The following is a 19,292-nucleotide window of genomic DNA, read 5'->3' on the forward strand; positions in this document are numbered from 1 at the left end:
CGCGGTCAGAGCGGCGGGGCCGACAGCCCCGGGTCCGTGATGCCACCCGGGCAGGCGAGTCGGCCGACGTCCCAGCCGGCCCGGGCGGCTCCGGCGCGGTACGCGCTCTCGTAGAAGGCGAGTACGGCCGCCCGCGGATCGGCCTCCGTGCGGGCCGCGTCGTAGCGCAGTACCGCCAGGTGGCTGTTGCCCAGCTCGACCCACCGTGCGGACGCGGGTGTGAGCGGGTCCTCGGCCAGGTGTGCGGGCTCGGGAGCCGTGTAGGAGTAGAAGGCCGGTTCGCCCAGGTTGGCGTCCCCGAACCAGAACCCGAAGCTGATCAGCTCCCGGGAGTACGCCTCGCGGGTCACCGGGTCCGTCTGCGCCGGCTGGTCGACGGCGCGTCCGGAGAACCGGGTGTGGGCGATGTCGAGTGAGTGCCAGAAGAGGTGGACGGGGCTGACCTTGCCCGAGAACCGTGCCGCGAACTCCTCCAGCACCAGCCCGACCTGGCCGAGTACCTGCCAGGAGCGGTTCGCCCAGACGGGATCGTAGGTCGCGTGCTCGAAGTCCTCGGCGAACGGCCGGCCGGAGTCGCCGGAGTCGGCCAGCCGGTAGGGCCGGGGGAGCGGGAGCTCCACCCGGACGCCCAGCGCCGCCAGGGTCTCCAGGGTCTGCCGGTAGAACGAGGCGACGGACTGGCCGAGGAGCGGGAACGACCCCGTCCTGCCGTCCGCCGTCGCGACGACCAGCCGGTGGTCGACGAAGTCGAAGTCGATGGTGAAGACCGGGTTGCCGTCGACCTGTCCCATGGGCCGAGTGGTGATCCCGCGCCCGGTGAGCTGGAAGGCGACGTTCCACCAGTGGTTGCGCCGCACGCTCGCCGCGAGGCGGATCTTGCCGACCACCTGGGTGAAGCGGTGCAGCGTCTCCTTGGTGTCCTGCCACTCGGCGAGCGGAATCGGCGGGAACAACTCCATCGCGCATCCCTCCTGCCGGTCGGCCGCAGTTCCATGATGACCACGGTCCTCCGGGCGTGCAGACGGAAGCCGGACCCAGCGGCCGCCGGCCGTCCCGCCCGCCGTCCCGCCGGCCCCCGACTGCGCACCGCCCGCCTGACAGCGGCCTCCGGCATAGCATGAAGAGGTTCGGCTCGATGCCCCGTACCCCTGGGTGAGGAGGCCGCCATGGCGCAGAACGGCAGCGGCGGATTCGGGCAGCTGGACGGTTCCCGGTACCTGCCGATCTCCGAGCACGGCGTCATCGGTGATCTCCGTACCGCCGCGCTCGTCGCCACCGACGGGACCATCGACTGGTACTGCTGCCCGCGCTTCGACGCGCCCAGCGTGTTCGCGTCCATCCTCGACGCGGATCGGGGCGGCTGCTTCGAACTGTGCGCGGACGTGCCGGCCCGCACCAGGCAGTTCTACTTCCCCGACACCAACGTCCTGATCACCCGGTTCTTCGCCGCGGACGGGGTGGCGGAGATCCAGGACTTCATGCCCGTCGTCGACGAGTCCCGCGAGGCGGACCGCCACCGGCTGATCCGGCGGGTGCTCTGCGTCCGCGGCGTGATCCCGTTCCGGGCGCGGATCGCCCCGCGCTTCGGATACGGCGCCGAGGAGCACACCGTGCACCTCGAAGGCCAACGGGCCGTCTTCCGCTCCCCGTCGCTCTCGCTCGCCCTGACCTCCACCGCGCCCCTGGAGCGCGCGGGCGTGGACGTGTGGTCGCACGTCAAGCTGCTGGAGGGCGAGTCCCACGTGTTCGCCCTCGACCGGATCGGTGACGGCGTCCCGGCCCGGCCGTGTCCGCGCGCCGAGGCGCAGGAGCAGGCCGAGGCGACCGTCCGGTTCTGGCGCCACTGGCTCGCCGGTTCGCGCTACCACGGGCGGTGGCGGGAGATGGTGAACCGCTCCGCGCTCCTGCTGAAGCTCCTCACCTACGCCCCGACCGGTGCGATCATCGCCGCACCGACCACCAGCCTGCCCGAGCGGATCGGCGGCGAGCGCAACTGGGACTACCGGTACGTGTGGGTCCGTGACGCCGCCTTCTGCGTCTACGCCCTCCTGCGCCTCGGGTTCACCTCGGAGGCCGAGGCGTTCATGGGGTTCCTCGGCGAGCGCGGCATCATGAGCGGCACCGGTGCGGGCGGCCCGCTGCAGATCATGTACGGCATCGACGGGCGCAGCGAGCTGCCCGAGTACGAGCTGCCGCACCTGGAGGGCCACCTCGGCTCCGCACCGGTCCGGGTCGGCAACGCCGCCACCGGCCAGCTCCAACTGGACATCTACGGAGCCCTGATCGACGCCGTCTACCTCTACGACAAGTGGGGCCAGCCGATCAGCAGCGCCGGCTGGGACGCGGTCGGCGCGGTGGCGGACTGGCTCTGCGACCACTGGGACCAGCCCGACGAGGGAATCTGGGAGACCCGCGGGGGCCGACGCGACTTCGTGTACTCGCGGCTGATGTGCTGGGTCGCGCTGGAACGGGCGATCCGGATCGCGAACCGGCGTGGCCTCCCCGCCGACCTGCCCCGCTGGCGGCAGTCCCGCGACGCGATCTACCGGCAGATCATGTCCCGCGGCTGGTCGGAAGAACGCGGCGCGTTCGTCCAGGGGCTCGACGACAAGGTCCTCGACGCGTCCTTGCTGATGATGCCGATGGCCAAGTTCATCTCGCCCACCGACCCCAAGTGGCTCGCCACCCTGGACGTGCTCACCTCGGACCTGGTCTCCGACTCGCTGGTCTACCGCTACGACCCGGAGTCCAGTCCGGACGGGCTCCGGGGCTCCGAGGGCACCTTCTCGATCTGCTCCTTCTGGTACGTCGAGGCGCTCGCCCGGGCCGGCCGGCTGGAGGAGGCCCGGCTGGCCTTCGAGAAGATGCTCACCTACGCCAACCACGTCGGCCTGTTCGCCGAGGAGATCGGCCGGACCGGCGAACAGCTCGGCAACTTCCCGCAGGCCTTCACGCATCTCTCGCTGATCAGCGCCGCGTTCAACCTGGACCGCGCCCTGGGCTGACGGTGACGTCGCAGGAGTCGGCCAGATCGGCTGCTTCTTCTGAGTCGGCTGAGTCGGCGCCGACGTCGCAGGGCGGGCCGCCCGGGTCGCCCCCGGCGACGGCGCGGGCGAGCCGGGCGAGCTGGGCCCGGAGCACCTCGCGCTCGTCCTGGTCGATGCCGGAGAGCAGCTCGTCCTCCGCAGCCCGCACCTGCCGCCGCAGGTCACGGAGGGTCTCGATGCCCTGTCGGGTCGCGACGATCCTGCGCCGACGGCGGTCGGCGGGGTCGAGTCGACGCTCCACGAGGCCCGCCGCCACCAGGTCGTCGAGCAGGTAGGTCATCACCGTGCGGTCGATCCGCAGGTAGCCGGCCAACGCGATCTGGTTCGGCCCGTCGCCGTCGACCACGGCCGCGAGCGTCTGGAATCCGCGGGCGCCACGGGCGACGCCCGCGAGCACCGGAGAGACGGCCGTCCGGTAGGCGTGCGCCACCGCCATCAGCGAGAAGCCGAAGTCCTCCGCGAGGTCGGCGCACCCCGTGGCCGGCGCAGTCCGCGTCTCGCTGCCCGAATCGGGAACTCCTCCCATATCAGGAATGATAGGCGCCGGTCTGCCGTTGGCGAGATTGTCTGCTCAGCAGACGATCTGCCGGGCAGCGCAACCCCGCAGGTGCCACTCACGCCGGGCACCGCGAACGAGGAAGGCCAGGCCCGTCATGCTCAAGATCGGCATCATCCTCGGCAGCACCCGCCCCCACCGCAACGGCGAACAGGTCGCCACATGGGTGCTCGACATCGCCTCGCGCCGCACCGACGCCGAGTTCGAACTCATTGACCTCCGCGACCACCCGCTGCCGCACCTCGACGAGCCCCTGCCGCCGTCGCTCGGCCAGTACCAGAACGAGCACACCCGGCAGTGGGCGGCCCGGATCGCCTCGTTCGACGGGTTCGTCATCGTGACGCCGGAGTACAACCACGGCATTCCCGCCGTGCTGAAGAACGCGCTCGACTTCCTCTACGCCGAGTGGAACAACAAGGCGGTCGGCTACGTGTCCTACGGCGGCGTCGGTGGCGTCCGCGCCGTCGAACAGCTGCGCCTGGTCGCCGGCGAGCTCCAGATGGCCGACGTGCGCCAACAGGTCGCGCTGTCCCTGGTCACCGAGTTCGAGAACTACCACGTCTTCAAGCCCGGTGACTACAACCTGCCCGCCCTGAACACGATGCTCGACCAGGTCATCGCCTGGAGCACCGCCCTGGCACCCCTCCGCGTCCCGGCCCCCGTCGCGGCGTGAGCCGACCGGAGAACCGTGGGCGGCAGCGCCGACAACGGCAGGGCCCGCGGCCGGGTTCTTGCCGTCAGCACTGCCACAGGAAGACGGCTTGTGCGCAGGGCTCGCAGGCAAAGGCGTAGGCCTCGCCGCGACCGCCGAAGTTCATCGCGGTGGCGTGGTCCCGTCCTTCCTCGAGTTGGACGACGAGCGGCATCTCCCCTGCGCAGGCCGGGCAGGCAGGGGTCTCGTCGTTCTGCAGCCACGCGGGCCGCCCGCCCAGCTGGCCGAGGACGTCCAGATGGGTCCGGCCCGGCCGGCTCGCCCAGTCCTTGCAGGCCTGGCCGTAATCCGCTGCCGTGGACGGGACCTCGTACGAGACGGCGCTCACCGCGCCGAGCAGGATCGGCTCCCGGTCGTCGTCCTCGTCCACGTCCAGCGTGGGCACCGGGATCGGCTGGAGTGCGGCCGTGGGGAACAGCAGTGCGCGGTTGCCGCCCGCCTGCGGATCCCACTCCTCGCACATGCCCGGGTCGTTCTGGCACATGAACAGGGCGAGCACGTCCCGTCCCTCTGCGGCGCCCTGGCCGGTGTGGCGGCCGAGATCGTCGAGGAGCACCTGCGCCAGGAACTGCATCGGTCCGTCGCACGTGGAGCACTGAGGCCACGAAGTCCCGGCCGGGGCCAGCGGCACCCCGCCGGTGCGGGTGACCAGTGCGGTGGGCTCGGCGGTGCCCGCGTACGTCATCAGGGTCGTCGTCACAGCTGACGACTGTATGACAGGCCGCCGACACGTCGGCTGATGGGGGCACCCCGCCATCGCGGCTGAGTTGAGCTCACGTGTTCGTACCGGCTGTCAGGGGTGACTGGCACGATCAAGCCATGGGAAACCTCTACGACTACCACGCGGCCGCTGACGACGCACAGGCACTGGGCATCTTCGAGGACGGCCGGGTCGACGACCGGTTCGGCACGGTCGGCCTCAAGGGCGTTGACCCCTTCGCGCTCCTCGGTGCGATCGAGGCGGCCCTGACGGGAGTCCCCGAGGAGCAGGTGGAAGCCGCCCCGCGCTTCTGCGAGTTGCTGAGCGATCCGCACCACGAGGGCCACTGGCTCGTCTCGCTCACCGACACCCTCCGTGACGCGCTCGCGCTGGCCGGCAGCAGCCGGCTGGAGGAGGCCGCGTCCGCGTGGACGCTCACCGAGGACGGCGCGGGCCACGACGCGGAACTGATAGCCGACTTCCTGGAGCGCCTGGCCGACCTCGCCCGTGACGCGGGCCAGTGCGGCCTGTACTGCGGCATCTCCCTGTAAGCGAGCCGAAGCCGGGCCGCTCGACCGGCGCGCCCTCGACAGCCGGGACAGCCGAACGTCCGCCTTCCGTGACCAACATTCGGGTCTCCGCCCCGGCCCGCGTGGGCGATCCAGGACGGCTCCGAAGCCGTGATCACGCAAGGCACGGCGAAGACGATTTCAGTTGCCAGAGGCCCCCGGAGCAGCCGATCCTGTTGCCTTCGAGAGCGGAGGCGGACATGGGACTCGTGCTGTTCCCAGGCGACGGTAACAACGACAGCCCGGACGTCTGCTGGTCCTACACGAGGTTCGCTGATTTCCGCGAGCGCCTGGCACGCACCGAGGGCATTGATCCCTCGACGATGCACGGCTTCGGCGGGGATCCCCCCTGGAGCACCGCTGCCACCACCCTCGCGCCGCTGCTGGGCCACCCGGAGACAGGCGGCCCGAATCTCACGCCTGACCAGTGCGCAGCGATGCTGCCGCGGCTCGAAGAGATCATCCTCCAGTGGCAGGAGGACGACCGGGACCCTCTGGCCGACCAGCACCTCGACGACGCTCGCCGGCTCCGCGTCGTCCTGTACTTCTGCGCAGATCGCCAGGTCGATCTCCTCTTTGTCTGACAGCCGACGCATCGCCGGACACGAGGCCGTGCCGCTGTTACTGGCAGCCCTAGAAGACTCGATTTACAGGAAATGACCGGAAGGCCAGAAGCCTGAACAGTGTCCTTCGAGTCCTTGGAGGTGGGAAATGAGTGACAAGCACGCTGCAGAAGACCCGGAGGAAATGGGTGCGATCCGCGACCGATGGATTGGTCGACGCAATCGCGACCCAGGTAAACCGGAATATCGGGCAGAGTGGTACGGTGAACAGTGCGGCTTTTGTCGCTACTGGTTCCCCATGGTCGGCAAGCTTGGGCTCGACTACGGTGCCTGCGCGAATGGAAAATCCGAGTTCGATGGGGCCGTTCGATTTGAACACGACGGTTGTGAGGTTTTCGAACACTCGGGCCGATGGTCCATTCCATCTGACTTCTGATCCACGGGGGCACTGAAAATGCGGAACGGGCCGGACCTCTCGGGGACCGGCCCGTTCCGCCTTCCTCCGCGCGCCGTGAGCTGCTTGCATGCCGCATGGGCGCCCTCGCTCCCAGCCGGTGCTGCCGAATTGAGTTAGTCTTCGGAGTTTTCGGGCTATGGGCAGGCTGGCATCTTGCCTTATCGGGCCCGGTCGCCCGGGTCGAAGAAATGCCGTCGACAGAGGGAGGCTTTTTCTGTCACGTGCCCGCACCGCGGTGCCCGATAGGTGGCATGCCGCGACTGAATTCGGCCCGTAGTGGGCGCGGCCGCCACCCCTAGTGGTCCAGTCCGGCTGGAACGCGGCCGCGCCGATGAGGAGGAGTCGGACCGAGCTGCTTGATCCCACGTCAATTCACCTCCGTGTCCGCAGATTGCAAAGGTGAGGCCCAGCGCATTGCCTGCCCGTTAATGCGCTAATCTCCTGCCTGGCGTGATCACAGGCTCGCCGATCTCGAATTTGGGGGGAATGACATGGCAATCGGACGACGGCAACTCCTCACCTCCGTCGCACTGACCGCCCTCGCCGCACCTCTGCTGGCCAAGGGGACCGCGACCCGCGCGGCCGCGGCCGTGGGTGCGTCCGGGGCCGGCGGCTCCGGGCCGCTGTTCATGCAGGTCGTCGCGCACGAGGACGACGACATCCTGTTCATGAACCCGGACCTGTCCAACGCGCTCGCCAACGGCACTCCGTCCGTCACGGTGTTCGTCACCGCGGGGAACATCACCGGCGACTGCGCAGGGTCCTCCTGCGACGGCCCCGCCGGCGACTCGGTGCGCACCTGGAACCGGCAGATGGGCGCCATCAACGCCTACTCGCGGATGACCGGGGTCGGCGACACCGACCCGTCGACCGACGAGGTCGGGCACTGGACGGCCGAGGTGTGCTGGGTCGCGGGCAAGCAGGTCGAACGGTACGTCCTCAAGGACCGGCCGGTGCACCTGATCTTCCTCAACCTGCACGACATGGGCCTCGCCGGCCTCCTGGACGGCGGCACCGGCACCACGATCGTCCCGAAGGGCAGCCTGCTGTCCGGACCGTCGACCTACACGGCCGCGGACGTCGTCGAGGTGCTGCGGCAGTTGATGGTGACGTACCAGCCGACCGTGCTCCGGGCCCAGGACGAACTCCCGGACAGCCGGTACGCGGGCGACCACTCGGATCACGTCACCGCCGCGAAGTTCGCCGGCCAGGCGGCGAGTCAGTACGGCGGTGCGCTGATCCAGGTGAACTACCGGGACTACAACATCACCGACTCCCCGGCGAACCTCGACCCGGCGACGGCCGGCGTCAAGGGCCTGTTCGTCTCCGAGTACGCCAGCCACGACCACGGGGGCGGCTGGGAGACCGCCTGGTACTCCCGGATGTACTACCGCTGGTCCCGCGGCACCTCCTGGGCCGGACTCAACCAGGACGGCCGACCGCAGGTCTTCGTCGTCCGGGCCGGCGCCCTGTACACCTACTGGCGCCAGGCGGACGGCACCTGGGGCGGTCCGGCGCGGATGGCCGATCCGGGCGGGCGGCTGGCGCCGGGCATAGCCGTCGGCACCAACGCGGACGGCCGGATGGAGGTCTTCGCCCGCCGCCTGACCGACCACCACATCATCTCCCTGCCGCAGGGCACGCCCAACGGCTGGTGGTGGAACAGCTGGGCCGACCACGGCAACCCCAACGCCGGGCTGGGCAACGCCGACCAGGTCGGCGTGCCCGCGGTGGCCGCCTCCCAGGACGGGCGGCTGGAGATCTTCGTCAAGAACGGCGGCGGCGGCCTCAGCACGATCTGGCAGACCACTCCGGGCGGCGTCTGGACGGACGCCTGGCAGGACCTCGGCGGCACCGACCTCCAGGACCCGGTCACCGCGATCCGCAACGGGACCGGGCGGATCGAGGTGTTCGCCAGCACCCGCACCGGGATCGTCAACTGGTGGCAGACCGCTCCGAACGGCGCCATCGCCGGCCCCGGCCCGGTCCCGGGCGCCCAGCCGGCCAGCCCGCCCAAGGCCGTGCTCGACCAGGACGGCCGCATCGAACTCGCCTACCGCGAGGCCGGCACCGGCGCGATGCTGGTCAGCTACCAGAGCGGGCTCGGCGGACCGTGGAGCCAGTCCCAGGCCAACCTCGGCGGTCACGCCGGAGTGGGCGAGCCGGCGGCGGCCAACCTCGGCGGACAGGTCGTCCTGTTCCAGCGCAACGGCGGCGGCGGCGTGAGCACCACCGCCCAGACGGCCCCGAACTCCGGCTACGGCCCCTGGCAGGACCTCGGCGGCACCGTCCTCGACTACCCGACCGCGCTCGTCGACGGTGGGGGTGTCCTGCACGTGTTCGCCATCGGTACGGACGGCCGCGTGTACTGCCGCACGGGCACCACGCCCACCGGCTTCGGCGGCTGGCAGGGCCTGCCGCTCTGACCGTCCCCCCGGCGGCCGACCGGTCGGGAACACCACCGGTCGGCCGCCGGGCACCGGCCCCCGCCCGTCCGGGCACCGCCCCTCCCGCACGCCCGGACACCGCCCCCCCATACGCCCGGGCACCGGCCCCCGTACGCCCGGTCCGCGGCGGTCCGATCAACGGACGTCGGCGGTCACGGCAGGGCGGGGGTCGCCGCCTCGATGACCGCGTTCGGCCGGTTCAGGGCCGCGCGGTGGGCGGAAGGGGTGGTGCCGTAGCGGGCCTGGAAGGCCTGGCGCATGGTCTCGGTGGAGCCGAAGCCGCAGCGGCGGGCGACGGCGGTCAGCGGAAGGGCGGTGGACTCCAGCAGGCGGGCGGCGGCCTCGCTGCGGGCGGTGCGGACGAAGCGGGCCGGGGAGTCGCCGAGTCGGGTGAGGAAGAGCCGGGAGAGGTGGCGCTCGCTGACGCCGGCCCGCGCGGCGAGGGCGGCGGTGCCGAGGTCGGAGTCGAGGTTGCCGGTGATGTGCAGGACGATCTGCCGCAGGACCCGGTGCTCGGGTGGCGAGTCCTTGATGTAGACGGACAACTGCGCCTGGTTCCCGGGGCGTTGCATGTAGGTGACCAGCCAGCGGGCCACCGTTCGCGCCAGGTCGGGGCCGTGGTCGGCCTCCACGAGGGCGAGGGTGAGATCGAGGGCGCTGGTCACGCCGGCGGAGGTGCAGACGTCGCCGTCGACGATGTAGAGCGGACGCGGGTCCACGGTGACCGCCGGGTACCGGTGGGCCAACTCGTCGGCGTAGGCCCAGTGGGTGGTCACCCGGCGCCCGTCCAGCAGGCCCGCTGCGGCGAGCAGGGTGGCACCCGTGCACACCGAGGCGACCCGGCGACTGCTGGCTGCCAACCGCCGTATTTGGCCGATGAGTTCGGGATCGCCGGCGGCCCGGGCGTGGCCGTGGCCGCCGGACACCAGCAGGGTGTCCAGCGGGCCCCGGACACGCTCGAGGGCGGCCTGGCTGATCATCGAGGGCCCGCTCGACGCGCGCACGGGCCGGCCGTGCAGGGACGCCACGGTCACGTCGTACAGGGGCTCCGCAGCGAGCCGGTTGGTGGCCTCCAGGGTGTCGGTGACACAGGCGAGGTCGAGCAGTTCCACCTGGTCATAGCCGATGATCACCACGCGGCGGGCAGTCGTCGTCACGGCCGCCACCCTAGCCGAGCAGGTCGGACGGCCAGGGATCGCATGATTCGGGACATCGCGCCGGGGATCCGGTTGTCACCGTCCGAGGCGGGCGCGACGGTGGTGCGGTGGCCCGGCCGGGGGTCACCGCCCAGCATGCCCCGGTGCGGCACGCGCCGCGGCCAAGGACAAAACCCGGACCGCCCAGGACAACCCGGACCGCCCAGGAGAACCGAGATGACCAGCGCCACCGTCCACGACCTCGCCCTCGCCCGCGCCGGGTGTTCCGGCGGTCTGCGGGAGCGCGAGGACTCCCTGGCCCTCCTCCGGGACCTGCTCGTCCAGACCGGCACGGGCACCGGCGGAACGGCGGTGATCCGAGGCGGGACCGGCACCGGCCGCACCGCGCTCCTCGACGCGGTGGTCCGCGAGGAACGGTCGCACGGGACGGTCGTGCTCAACGCCCGGAGTTCCGAGCAGGAGTCGAACGTCCCGTTCGGCGTGGCGCTCCAGCTCTTCGAGACCGCGCTCCAGGGGCAGCCGACGCCACTCGTGCCCCTCACCGGCATCGAACAGTGGGACGGCTCGCTGCACGGCATCGACCTGCCCTCACGCCTGTGGCGGCTGCTGCGGTCGAAGGCCGCGGCCGGACCGGTCCTCCTGGCCGTCGACGACGTCCACCTCGCGGACCCGCCCTCCCGCCGCTGGCTCGCCCAGGTGGCACGTCGGCTGGAGCGGCTCCCCGTCCTGCTGGTGGTCACCGAGCGGTGGCAGTACGACCTTTCCCCGCAGGCTCCCGGCTTCGCCGATGTCCTCGGGCAGTCCACGGCGGAGACGTGCACGCTGAGGCCGCTCAGTCCGCCGACCTGCGCCGCGCTGGTTCGCGCGGCTCTCGGGGACGGCGCCGCACACGGGCTGGCCCAGGACTGCTTCCGCGCGACCGGCGGCAATCCGCTGCTGCTACGGGCACTGCTGGCCGACCTGCGGGAGACCACCGCCGGTGCCGCCCTCACCCAACTGCCCTCGGCGTGCACGGACTTGTACCCGGGTGGCTATACCGGCGCGGTGGCCCGGTGGCTGCGGAGCGCCGGTCCGCGGACGGCCGCAGCGGCCCGGGCCCTGGCCGAACTGCAGGACGAGGAGGGCGCCTTGGCCCTCGTGGCGGAGACGACCGGCGTGGACCCCGCTCGGCTCCCCGGCTGGACCGCCGAGCTGGCCCGCCAGGGCATGCTCGGGGACGACGGGTCGGACGGCCGGTGGACCTTCCGCCATCCCCTGCTGCGCGACGCGGTCCGAGCGTCCGGCGACCGGCACCAGCGCGTGGCGGTGCGCCGCCGCGTCGCGGAACTCCTGCACCACCGCGGCGAATCGGAGGACGCGGTGGCCCGCCACCTGCTGGTGATCCCCGCCGTGGGCGCGACCTGGGCCGCCGACACGCTGATCGCCTCGGCCGGCTCCGCCGTCCGCGCCGCGCGGCCGGAGGAGGCCGAGGCCTGCCTGCGGCGGGCACTGGAGGAACCACTGCCCGCCGACCGCCGCAGCGCGGTACTCGGCGAACTCGGCTGCCTGGAAGCACGGGCCGGACGGGCCGGCGGGGTCCGGCACCTGGCCCAGGCGCTGCGCCTGGAGCGGAGCCGTGGCGGGAAGGTGCGGGTCGCCACCGCCCTCGGCACGGCACTGGCCGGCCGTGGCGAGGTGCACGCCGCCCTGGACGTGCTGCGGGAGCTGTCGGGCAGTTGCGCGGACTCGACGGAACCGGCGCACGCTCTGCAGGCGGCGACGGCGCTGATCGCCTCGCACGACAGCGACAGTTGGCTGCGGGTGGTGGCGGAACTCAAGACCGCCGAGGAGCGATCGCCGGACGGCGTCGCCCCGACCGTACACGCCCTGCTCACCGAACACGCCGCGGCGGCCGGGCTGTTGTCGGCCGACCAGGTCATGGAACGGGTCCGGTCGTGGACGGCCGTCCCGCTGGATCCGCTGCTCGAACCGTACCTGCTGGCGTCCGCCGCCGGCCTGGCCCAGTGCGCGGACCAGTGGCAGGAGGCCGACCGGCTGGTGGCCCGGGGGCTCGCCGCCGGACAGCCGCGGCTGCTGCACCCCGGTCACCAGCGCCTGGCGGACGTCCGGGCACGCGGTCAGGTGCTGCGCGGCCGGTACGACGCGCTGCTCACGGACGCCGGACTGCTCACGGACGCCCCGCTGCTCACGGAGACCGAACGGCGAACGGACACCGAACTGCTGCGGGCACCCCGGACGGACGGCATCCGGCCGCGGCCGGGCACCGTCCACCTGCACGCCCAGGCCCTCATCGCCCTGACCGAAACCGGGCGGTTGACCGAGGCCCGGTGCCTCGCCGATGCGCTCGGAGCCGGCGGACCGTACGAGTCCTGGGAGTGGAACGAATTCCTCTACGCGCGAGGCCTGCTGCTCGCGGCCTCCGGTGATCCGCGCGGAGCCCTGCGCAGCCTCCTGGAGTGCGGACGGCGGCAGTCCGCGCGCGAGGTGGAGAGCCCGGTGGTGACGCCGTGGCGGTCCGCCGCCGCCGACTGCCACGTGGCTCTGGGAGCGCCCGAACTGGCCGTGCCGCTCGCGGCGGAGGAACTCCGACTCGCCCAGGTGTGGGGAACGCCCCGGACCACGGGCAGGGCCATGCGGGCCCTGGCGGTGTCCCTCGGCGGCCGGCGCGGTCTGGAACTCGCCGAGCAGGCGGTGGACGTGCTGCGCGGCTCTGCGCAGCCGCTGCCCGAGCTGGTCCCCGCGCTCGTCTCGCTGGGGAAGGCGCTGCACGGCGCCGGCCGGTACCAGCGTGCGCGTACGGTGCTCCGGGAGGCCGCGCAGGCGGCCGAGCGGCTGAGGGCCGCGCGGCCACGCGCAACGGTGAGCCGGGCCCTGGACGAATACGGTGCCAGGCCGCCGCAGCCCGAGCACACCGGGGGCGGCGCGCTCACCGCCGGCGAACTGCGCGTCGCACGGATGGCTGCTTCCGGGCACGGCAACGGGGAGATCGCCGCGCTGCTCCACATCGCCGTTCGCACGGTGGAGACCCACCTCACGCACTGCTACCGCAAGCTCGGCATCCGGGGCCGCGCGGATCTGGCCACCGCGCTCGACGAGCGGAGGTGAGCGCGGCCGGCGTGCGTGGGCCCGGAAACACCGCGACGATTCAGGGCCGGAACAGCACCTTGACGGCGCCGTCCTGCTTGGCCTGGAACATCTCGTAGGCGGCCGGCGCCTCGGCGAGTGGGACGTGGTGGGTGGCGAACTGCTCGACGCCGAGCGGGTCGCCGTCAGTGACCAGCGGCAGCAGGTCGGACATCCAGCGCAGGACGTTGGCCTGGCCCATCCGGACGGTGAGCTGCTTGTCGAACATGGTCAGCAGCGGCAGCGGGTCGGTCATGCCGCCGTACACGCCCGAGACGGACAGCGTTCCGCCGCGCCGGACCATGTCGACGGCCAGGTGCAGGGCGTGCAGGCGGTCCAGGCCGACCCGGGACATCAGCCGGGCGGCGAGGGCGTCGGGCAGCAGCGAGGTCATCCGCTGGGCCGCGGTGGCGGCCGGGGAACCGTGGGCCTCCATGCCGACCGCGTCGATCACCGCGCACGGGCCCCGGCCGCCGGTCAGCTCGCGGGCCGCCTCGACCACCCGGCTGCCGAGCCGGCCGAGGTCGAGCACGTCGACTCCGCGCCGCTCGGCACGGTCCAGCCGTTCGGGCACGAGGTCGATCCCGATCACGGTGCCGGCGCCCCGGTGAGCGGCGATGCGGGTGCACATGTCGCCGATGGGGCCGAGGCCGAGCACCGCCACGCTGCCGCCCGGCGGGACGTCGGCGTACTCGACGGCCTGCCAGGCGGTCGGAAGGACGTCGGTGAGCAGGACGAAGCGGTCGTCGGGAGGCCCGTGCGGGACGGCGACCGGCAGGGTGTTGCCGAAGGGCACCCGCAGGAGTTCGGCCTGCCCGCCCGGGACCTGTCCGTAGAGCTTGGTGTAGCCGAACAGGGCCGCGCCGGTGCCGTAGGCGTGGACCTGGGTGGTTTCGCATTGGGACTGCAGCCCTCGGACGCACATGAAGCAGGTGCCGCAGGAGATGTTGAACGGCACGATGACCCGGTCGCCGGGCGTGAGCGCGTGGACGCCCGGTCCGGTCTCGCGCACGATGCCCATGGCCTCGTGACCGAGGATGTCACCTTCGTCGAGGAAGGCACCGAGGACCTCGTACAGGTGCAGGTCGGAGCCGCACAGGCCGGTGGTGGTGATCTCCACGAGGATGTCCGTCGGTTCCTCGATCCGCGGGTCGGGCACGCTCCGTACCTCGACTGTGCGGCGGCCCTGCCAGGTGACTGCTTTCATCGTTCCTCCTCCGGGTCCGTGGCACCGGGCAAGGGGCTCAGCGCCACTGGGCGGTCGGTTCGTTGTTGCGGTGCGCGGCCCGCTCGCCGAGAACGGTGAGCCGGTGGAGCACGCCGCCCCTGCGGTGGCTGCGGGCGGCGGCGGCCCCGGAACGGCGGGCATGCCGGCGGTGCGGCGCACGAGCTGCGTCACGGGCCTGGTCGCAGCTGGTCGTGGAGGAGCTGCAGCGCGGCCGTGACCGCGGCGTCCCGGATGTCGTCCGGCCGGGTGGAGGGGGCTGCCGGTTCGGTCGTGCGGCAGCCGTGCGGCAGCCGTGCGGATGGGCGACGGCGACGTAGACGGTGCCCACGGGTTGCCCGTCCTGAGGGGCGGGGCCGGCGACACCGGTGGTGGCCAGGCCGTAGGTCGCGCCGGTGACGGCGCGAGCTCCCCGGGCCATCTGCGCGGCGACCTGCGGGTCCACGGCTCCGGCACGCGCGAGGAGGGCGGCGTCGACGTGCAGCACGCGCGCCTTCACGTCAGTGGCGTAGGCGACGACGCCCCCCAGGAACGTCTCACCCGCACCCGGGGCGTCTGCCAGGGCCGCCGCGAGACGGCCTGCGGTCAGCGATTCGGCCACGGCCACGGTGTGCCCGGAGGCGGCCAGCGCCGCGGTGATCTGCCGGACCAGAACGGATCGCCGAGCGGGAGCGGCCTGCCCACCGCGCTTGTCCTGGCTGGTCCGGTGTGACACTGCGCTCGCCCTATTCGACGCTGACGCGGATCGTGTCGAGCGCCGGGTCGGCGCTGTCGGGAACGAGCATGCCCGCCTCGATGCCGCTGCGCAGGTAGTCGAGGACGTCCTGGTTCAGGCGCTCGCCGGGCAGGGCGGCGGGGATGCCGGGCGGGTAGGGGGTGAGCATCTCGGCGACGGTCCGTCCGGCCGCCTTCTCGACGGGGACCTGTTCGGTGGGTCCGAAGAACGCGTCGCGCGGCAGCAGGGCCTGCTCCAGCCGCAGCCGCTCGGGGCTCGGCAGGTGGACGCGGGGCGCCGGCCGCAGATCGGGCGCGATCACGGTCAGCTCCCGCAGTCCGTTCAGCAGGGCGTCGGTGGTGGTCGTGTCGTCGGCGTGGGTGAGTTGGGCGCTGACCCTGCGGTGGTCGCACAGGTGGAGGGCGAGCTGGTGGTGGGAGCGCAGCCAGTCGCCGGCTCGGTAGCCGGTGGTGCCCAGGTCCGTGATGTCGACGATGACCTGGAGCGGGTCGAGGTCGGCCGCGTGTCCGGGTGAGCAGAAGTCGTCGCGGCCGTGGACGTGCAGTCCGTCGAGCTCCTGGACGCGCTCGCGGACGGTGTCGGCGAGGTCGAGTGCGTGGTCGTAGAGGGCGCGGCCGTGCTGGACCATCTGGCGGCGCCAGCCGTCGAGGGCGGCGTAGACCAGGGTGGAGGGGCTGGTGGTGCCGAGCAGGTCCTCGCGCTGCTTCAGGGCGGTCCGGTCGACGAGGTCGCCCTGGAGGTGGAAGACGGAGCTCTGCTCCAGGCCGGAGCCCATCTTGTGGACGGAGGTGACGCACACGTCGGCGCCGGCGTCCATCGCCCAGCGGGGCAGGCGGGGGTGGAAGGGCAGGTGCGCGCCCCACGCCTCGTCCACGATCAAGGGCTTTCCGGCGGCGTGGCAGGCCTCGGCGATCGCCTCGAGGTCGGCGCACGTCCCGTACGGGGTGGGGGAGGTGACCAGGGCGCCGCGGGCGTCGGGGTGCTCGCGCAGGGCGGCGCGGACGGACTCGGCGGACGGCGGGTGGGCCAGGTGCAGGTCGGTGTCCCACTGGGGCTCGACCCACACCGGGCGGATGCCGGCCAGGATGAGCCCGGCGATGACCGACTTGTGCGCGTCCCGGCCCACCAGCAGTTGCTGGTGCGGCCCGGCGACCGCGAGCATCGCGGCCTTGACGGACAGGGAGCTGCCGCAGGTGGAGAAGAAGGTGTGATCGGCGCCGACCGCCTCGGCCATCAGTTCCTGGGCGTGCCGGAGGATGCCGCGGGTGTCGGTCCGGTCGTCCAGCCCGCCGGTGGCCAGCACGTCGGAGCGGAAGACGTCCGCGCCCAGCGCCTGGACGACGCGGGGGTCGGCGCCGCGGCCCTGCTTGTGGCCGGGTGGGGTGAACACGGTCAGGGGGTTGGCGTGGAAGGCCGCGAGGGCTTCGAGTACCGGTGCCTGGGACTGGTCCATGCCGGCGCGTCTGCCCGCAGCCCGTGGCGGGAAACGGCGGAACAGGACGGCGGTACCGGACGGCGGTACCGGACACGCCGGCACCGCCGTCCGCCATCGGAGCCCCGGTCAGCCGGCCGCCCGGGTGAACCGGATCATCCCGCCCGTGGCGCGGGGCTGAGCACGGACAGGCCCGAGCCCGCGCCTCGTGGGGAAGCGACGGCGGCGCCCGCCGGCCGGGAGAAGTCGCCGGTGACGGGGGCCGCGGTGGCGAGGGTGCCGGCGTCGGCGGTGAGGTGGGCGAGGTCGTCGACGACGTCGGCCAGCGAGCGGCGGCGGGCGAAGACGGCCCGCTGCCGGTCGGCGCCCGTGCCGGCGGTCATGCGCTCCTTGAGGAGCAGGCTCGCGAGGACGAGGTCGCCGGATCGTTCCAGGGCGGGCGTGGCCAGGTCCATCAGCTCGGTGACGAGCAGGGCCATCGGCAGGCGCCGGCCGGTGGACGGGTGGGTGCCGACGCTGGTGAGTCCGCCGAGCGCGGCCTGCCGGTGGGCTTCGCGCAGGACGGCGGCAGGCATCCGCGGTGGCGGTGCGCCACGGTGGTGCGCGGCGAGGAACGTGTGCGCGAGGGCCCGCAGCAGGACGGCGAGCAGGAGCGGGGTCCTCACGTCCGCGTTGGTGTCGGCGATCCGCACCTCCAGGGTGGGCAGGTGTTCGGAGGGCCGTGCGTACCAGTACAGCATCTTGCGGTCGAGGATCACGCGCTGGGCGAGCAGCCTGTTCACGGTTCGCTCGTAGCCCTCCGCGTCGAGCGCGGGCGCGGGTCCGCAGGTCGGCCAGGCCAGGTAGCGGCCTGCGCGCAGGCTCGCGGCGCCGCGGTCCAGTCCTTCGCAGAAGGGCGAGTTGACGCACAGCGCCTGCAGGGCGGGCAGCCAGGGGCTCAGGTGCGCGCTGATCGCCAGGGCCTCGACGCGGTCGAGGTCGCCGAGGTGGACGTGGCAGCCGCAGATCTCACCGCCGCGCTGGTCGGCGGCCCGGTGCACGTGGGCGGCGACGCGCCGGTAGCGGTCGGTCGGCGTGACCGGCAGCGGATGGCGGCTGGGCAGGACGGCGAGGCCGCTGGCGACCAGGCGGCACCCGGCGCTCTCGGCCGCCGCCACCATGGTCCGGCGTGCGGCGACGAGCTCCGCGTGCAGGGCCGAGGCACTCGTGACGGGCCGGGTACAGGTCTCGACCTGGGTGGCCAGGAACTCGTACTGCGCCCGGTCTCCGAGAGTCCGGGCCGCCCGGGGCACCACGAGCTGCGCGCGCGCAGCGGTGGACCGGGTGGCCGGATCGACCAGTAGGAACTCCTCCTCGACCCCGAACCTGAGGACCCGGCCGGGGTCGCCCCGCAGCCGTGCGTCACCGCGTGGAAATCCGTTGTGCGTCATGGAACCGTGCTCCCGGGACCAACGATTGTCGCTGGGCGTATGTCCGGCGCGCCCGGGCGGAAACCGCGCCGCCCCGGCCGGCACGGTCCGCGCGCAGTCGCGGGAATCGGGCCCCTCGGTGTGCAGGGCGCCACGACCGGGGCAGACGCGGGGCATGGTGAAGATCGGATACACGATGATGACCGAGCAGCGCGACCCCCGCGGGTTGGTCGAGGACGTGGTGCTCGCGGAGCAGGCCGGTTTCGACTTCTCGGTGATCTCCGACCACTCCTTCCCGTGGCTGGACGAGCAGGGCCACGCCCCGTACGCCTGGGCCGTGCTCGGCGCAGCCGCGCACGCCACCTCCCGGATCCCGCTGATGACCTACGTGACCTGCCCGACGTTCCGCTACCACCCGGTGGTGGTGGCGCAGAAGGCCGCGACGGTGCAGATGCTGTCCGAGGGCCGTTTCCGGCTCGGGCTCGGCAGCGGCGAGAACCTCAACGAGCATGTCGTCGGCCGGGGTTGGCCTGCGGTGACGGTCCGTCAGGCGATGCTCGCCGAGGCCGTGCAGATCATCCGCGCCCTGTTCGACGGCGGCTACGTCACCCGCCGGGGCCGCTACTTCGACGTCGACGGCGCCCGACTGTGGGACCTGCCGGACCGGCCGCCACCGATCGGCATCGCGGTCTCGGGGCCGGACTCGTGCGAGCTGGCGGGCCGGCTGGCCGACCTGGTGATCGCCGTGGAACCGGACCCCGCGCTCATCGTGGGCTTCGCGGAGCACGGCGGGGCCGGGAAGCCGGCGGTGGGCCAGCTGCCGGTGTGCTGGGACACCGACCGGGACGCGGCGGTACGCCGGGCCCACGAGCAGTTCCGGTGGTTCGGGGGCGGTTGGAAGGTCAACGCCGAGCTGCCCGGGACCGCCGGCTTCGCCGCTGCCAGCCGATTCGTCCGGCCCGATGACGTCGCCGAGGCGATCCCGTGCGGTGACCGGGTGGAGGACTTCGTCGAGGCGGTACGGCCCTTCGCCGACGCCGGGTTCGACGAGGTGGCGCTCGTCCAGGTCGGCGGCGACAGCCAGCCGGCGTTCCTCGACTGGGCCGGGAGCGCCCTGCTGCCCGCGCTTCGCGCCGCCCTCTGAGCCCTTTGAGCCGGC

The 19,292-nt window shown here is 72.7% G+C and carries 16 protein-coding genes; 8 read left to right on the forward strand and 8 right to left on the reverse strand.

What is annotated here, in order from left to right; translation table 11 throughout:
* Positions 1 to 5 precede the first annotated feature (5 nt).
* A complete protein-coding gene (locus AB2U05_RS35430; RefSeq protein WP_369185555.1) occupies positions 6 to 959 on the reverse strand; it encodes a DUF5996 family protein in 954 nt (317 codons plus the stop codon).
* 207 nt (positions 960 to 1,166) lie between these two features.
* Between AB2U05_RS35430 and AB2U05_RS35435 the strand changes: the two genes are divergently transcribed.
* A complete protein-coding gene (locus AB2U05_RS35435; RefSeq protein WP_369185556.1) occupies positions 1,167 to 3,005 on the forward strand; it encodes a glycoside hydrolase family 15 protein in 1,839 nt (612 codons plus the stop codon).
* Here AB2U05_RS35435 and AB2U05_RS35440 read toward each other — a convergent pair.
* Positions 2,980 to 3,573, reverse strand: a complete 594-nt coding sequence (locus AB2U05_RS35440) for a MarR family winged helix-turn-helix transcriptional regulator (protein ID WP_369185557.1) — start codon at positions 3,571 to 3,573, stop codon at positions 2,980 to 2,982. The two genes, AB2U05_RS35435 and AB2U05_RS35440, sit on opposite strands and share 26 nt — an antisense overlap.
* Positions 3,574 to 3,700: 127 nt before the next feature.
* Between AB2U05_RS35440 and AB2U05_RS35445 the strand changes: the two genes are divergently transcribed.
* Positions 3,701 to 4,276 (forward strand): NADPH-dependent FMN reductase, encoded by a 576-nt coding sequence (locus tag AB2U05_RS35445; RefSeq protein WP_369185558.1) that lies wholly within the window; start codon positions 3,701 to 3,703, stop codon positions 4,274 to 4,276.
* A 64-nt stretch (positions 4,277 to 4,340) separates the two neighbouring features.
* Here AB2U05_RS35445 and AB2U05_RS35450 read toward each other — a convergent pair whose 3' ends face one another.
* Entirely contained in the window at positions 4,341 to 5,015 is a 675-nt protein-coding gene (locus AB2U05_RS35450) for a DUF1963 domain-containing protein (protein ID WP_369185559.1), read from the reverse strand.
* A gap of 119 nt (positions 5,016 to 5,134) precedes the next feature.
* Between AB2U05_RS35450 and AB2U05_RS35455 the strand changes: the two genes are divergently transcribed.
* From AB2U05_RS35455 to AB2U05_RS35470, 4 genes are all read left to right on the forward strand, one after another.
* Positions 5,135 to 5,566 (forward strand): hypothetical protein, encoded by a 432-nt coding sequence (locus tag AB2U05_RS35455; RefSeq protein ID WP_369185560.1) that lies wholly within the window; start codon positions 5,135 to 5,137, stop codon positions 5,564 to 5,566.
* 218 nt (positions 5,567 to 5,784) lie between these two features.
* Entirely contained in the window at positions 5,785 to 6,168 is a 384-nt protein-coding gene (locus AB2U05_RS35460) for a hypothetical protein (protein ID WP_045692542.1), read from the forward strand.
* 127 nt (positions 6,169 to 6,295) lie between these two features.
* Positions 6,296 to 6,583, forward strand: coding sequence for a DUF3027 domain-containing protein (locus AB2U05_RS35465; RefSeq protein ID WP_369185561.1), 288 nt, complete (start codon positions 6,296 to 6,298; stop codon positions 6,581 to 6,583).
* 512 nt (positions 6,584 to 7,095) lie between these two features.
* Complete coding sequence (locus AB2U05_RS35470) at positions 7,096 to 9,030, forward strand: PIG-L family deacetylase (protein ID WP_369185562.1); 1,935 nt, start codon at positions 7,096 to 7,098, stop codon at positions 9,028 to 9,030.
* A 173-nt stretch (positions 9,031 to 9,203) separates the two neighbouring features.
* Here AB2U05_RS35470 and AB2U05_RS35475 read toward each other — a convergent pair whose 3' ends face one another.
* The gene (locus AB2U05_RS35475; RefSeq protein ID WP_369185563.1) at positions 9,204 to 10,208 is read right to left on the reverse strand and encodes a GlxA family transcriptional regulator; all 1,005 of its coding nucleotides are present in this window, start codon (positions 10,206 to 10,208) and stop codon (positions 9,204 to 9,206) included.
* Positions 10,209 to 10,424: 216 nt separating this feature from the next.
* Here AB2U05_RS35475 and AB2U05_RS35480 point away from each other — a divergent pair, with 216 nt between their 5' ends.
* A complete protein-coding gene (locus AB2U05_RS35480; RefSeq protein ID WP_369185564.1) occupies positions 10,425 to 13,313 on the forward strand; it encodes an AAA family ATPase in 2,889 nt (962 codons plus the stop codon).
* 40 nt (positions 13,314 to 13,353) lie between these two features.
* On the opposite strand, the gene AB2U05_RS35485 is transcribed toward AB2U05_RS35480, so the two are convergent.
* The 4 genes from AB2U05_RS35485 to AB2U05_RS35500 all read right to left on the reverse strand — a co-directional run bounded on the left by AB2U05_RS35485 (position 13,354) and on the right by AB2U05_RS35500 (position 18,154).
* Positions 13,354 to 14,538, reverse strand: a complete 1,185-nt coding sequence (locus tag AB2U05_RS35485) for an alcohol dehydrogenase catalytic domain-containing protein (protein ID WP_369185565.1) — start codon at positions 14,536 to 14,538, stop codon at positions 13,354 to 13,356.
* Between the two features lie 37 nt (positions 14,539 to 14,575).
* Positions 14,576 to 15,271, reverse strand: a complete 696-nt coding sequence (locus tag AB2U05_RS35490) for a CinA family protein (RefSeq protein WP_369185566.1) — start codon at positions 15,269 to 15,271, stop codon at positions 14,576 to 14,578.
* A gap of 10 nt (positions 15,272 to 15,281) precedes the next feature.
* The gene (locus tag AB2U05_RS35495; RefSeq protein WP_369185567.1) at positions 15,282 to 16,745 is read right to left on the reverse strand and encodes an aminotransferase class I/II-fold pyridoxal phosphate-dependent enzyme; all 1,464 of its coding nucleotides are present in this window, start codon (positions 16,743 to 16,745) and stop codon (positions 15,282 to 15,284) included.
* A 134-nt stretch (positions 16,746 to 16,879) separates the two neighbouring features.
* Entirely contained in the window at positions 16,880 to 18,154 is a 1,275-nt protein-coding gene (locus AB2U05_RS35500; RefSeq protein ID WP_369185568.1) for a YbdK family carboxylate-amine ligase, read from the reverse strand.
* 154 nt (positions 18,155 to 18,308) lie between these two features.
* Here AB2U05_RS35500 and AB2U05_RS35505 point away from each other — a divergent pair, with 154 nt between their 5' ends.
* On the forward strand, positions 18,309 to 19,277 hold the full coding sequence (locus tag AB2U05_RS35505) for an LLM class F420-dependent oxidoreductase (RefSeq protein ID WP_369185569.1): 969 nt from the start codon (positions 18,309 to 18,311) through the stop codon (positions 19,275 to 19,277).
* The last annotated feature ends 15 nt before the right edge of the window (positions 19,278 to 19,292 follow it).

The sequence above is a fragment of the Streptomyces sp. Y1 genome (assembly GCF_041053115.1).
Lineage (GTDB): Bacteria > Actinomycetota > Actinomycetes > Streptomycetales > Streptomycetaceae > Kitasatospora > Kitasatospora rubellomurina.

Excerpts from the sequence above, each read along its gene's own strand:
- AB2U05_RS35440 (WP_369185557.1), bottom strand. The coding sequence starts at position 3,573 with ATGGGAGGAGTTCCCGATTCGGGCAGCGAGACGCGGACTGCGCCGGCC.
- AB2U05_RS35470 (WP_369185562.1), top strand. The coding sequence starts at position 7,096 with ATGGCAATCGGACGACGGCAACTCCTCACCTCCGTCGCACTGACCGCC.
- AB2U05_RS35460 (WP_045692542.1), top strand. The coding sequence starts at position 5,785 with ATGGGACTCGTGCTGTTCCCAGGCGACGGTAACAACGACAGCCCGGAC.
- AB2U05_RS35445 (WP_369185558.1), top strand. The coding sequence starts at position 3,701 with ATGCTCAAGATCGGCATCATCCTCGGCAGCACCCGCCCCCACCGCAAC.
- AB2U05_RS35505 (WP_369185569.1), top strand. The coding sequence starts at position 18,309 with ATGGTGAAGATCGGATACACGATGATGACCGAGCAGCGCGACCCCCGC.
- AB2U05_RS35455 (WP_369185560.1), top strand. The coding sequence starts at position 5,135 with ATGGGAAACCTCTACGACTACCACGCGGCCGCTGACGACGCACAGGCA.
- AB2U05_RS35495 (WP_369185567.1), bottom strand. The coding sequence starts at position 16,745 with ATGGACCAGTCCCAGGCACCGGTACTCGAAGCCCTCGCGGCCTTCCAC.
- AB2U05_RS35465 (WP_369185561.1), top strand. The coding sequence starts at position 6,296 with ATGAGTGACAAGCACGCTGCAGAAGACCCGGAGGAAATGGGTGCGATC.
- AB2U05_RS35480 (WP_369185564.1), top strand. The coding sequence starts at position 10,425 with ATGACCAGCGCCACCGTCCACGACCTCGCCCTCGCCCGCGCCGGGTGT.
- AB2U05_RS35500 (WP_369185568.1), bottom strand. The coding sequence starts at position 18,154 with ATGACGCACAACGGATTTCCACGCGGTGACGCACGGCTGCGGGGCGAC.
- AB2U05_RS35430 (WP_369185555.1), bottom strand. The coding sequence starts at position 959 with ATGGAGTTGTTCCCGCCGATTCCGCTCGCCGAGTGGCAGGACACCAAG.
- AB2U05_RS35485 (WP_369185565.1), bottom strand. The coding sequence starts at position 14,538 with ATGAAAGCAGTCACCTGGCAGGGCCGCCGCACAGTCGAGGTACGGAGC.
- AB2U05_RS35435 (WP_369185556.1), top strand. The coding sequence starts at position 1,167 with ATGGCGCAGAACGGCAGCGGCGGATTCGGGCAGCTGGACGGTTCCCGG.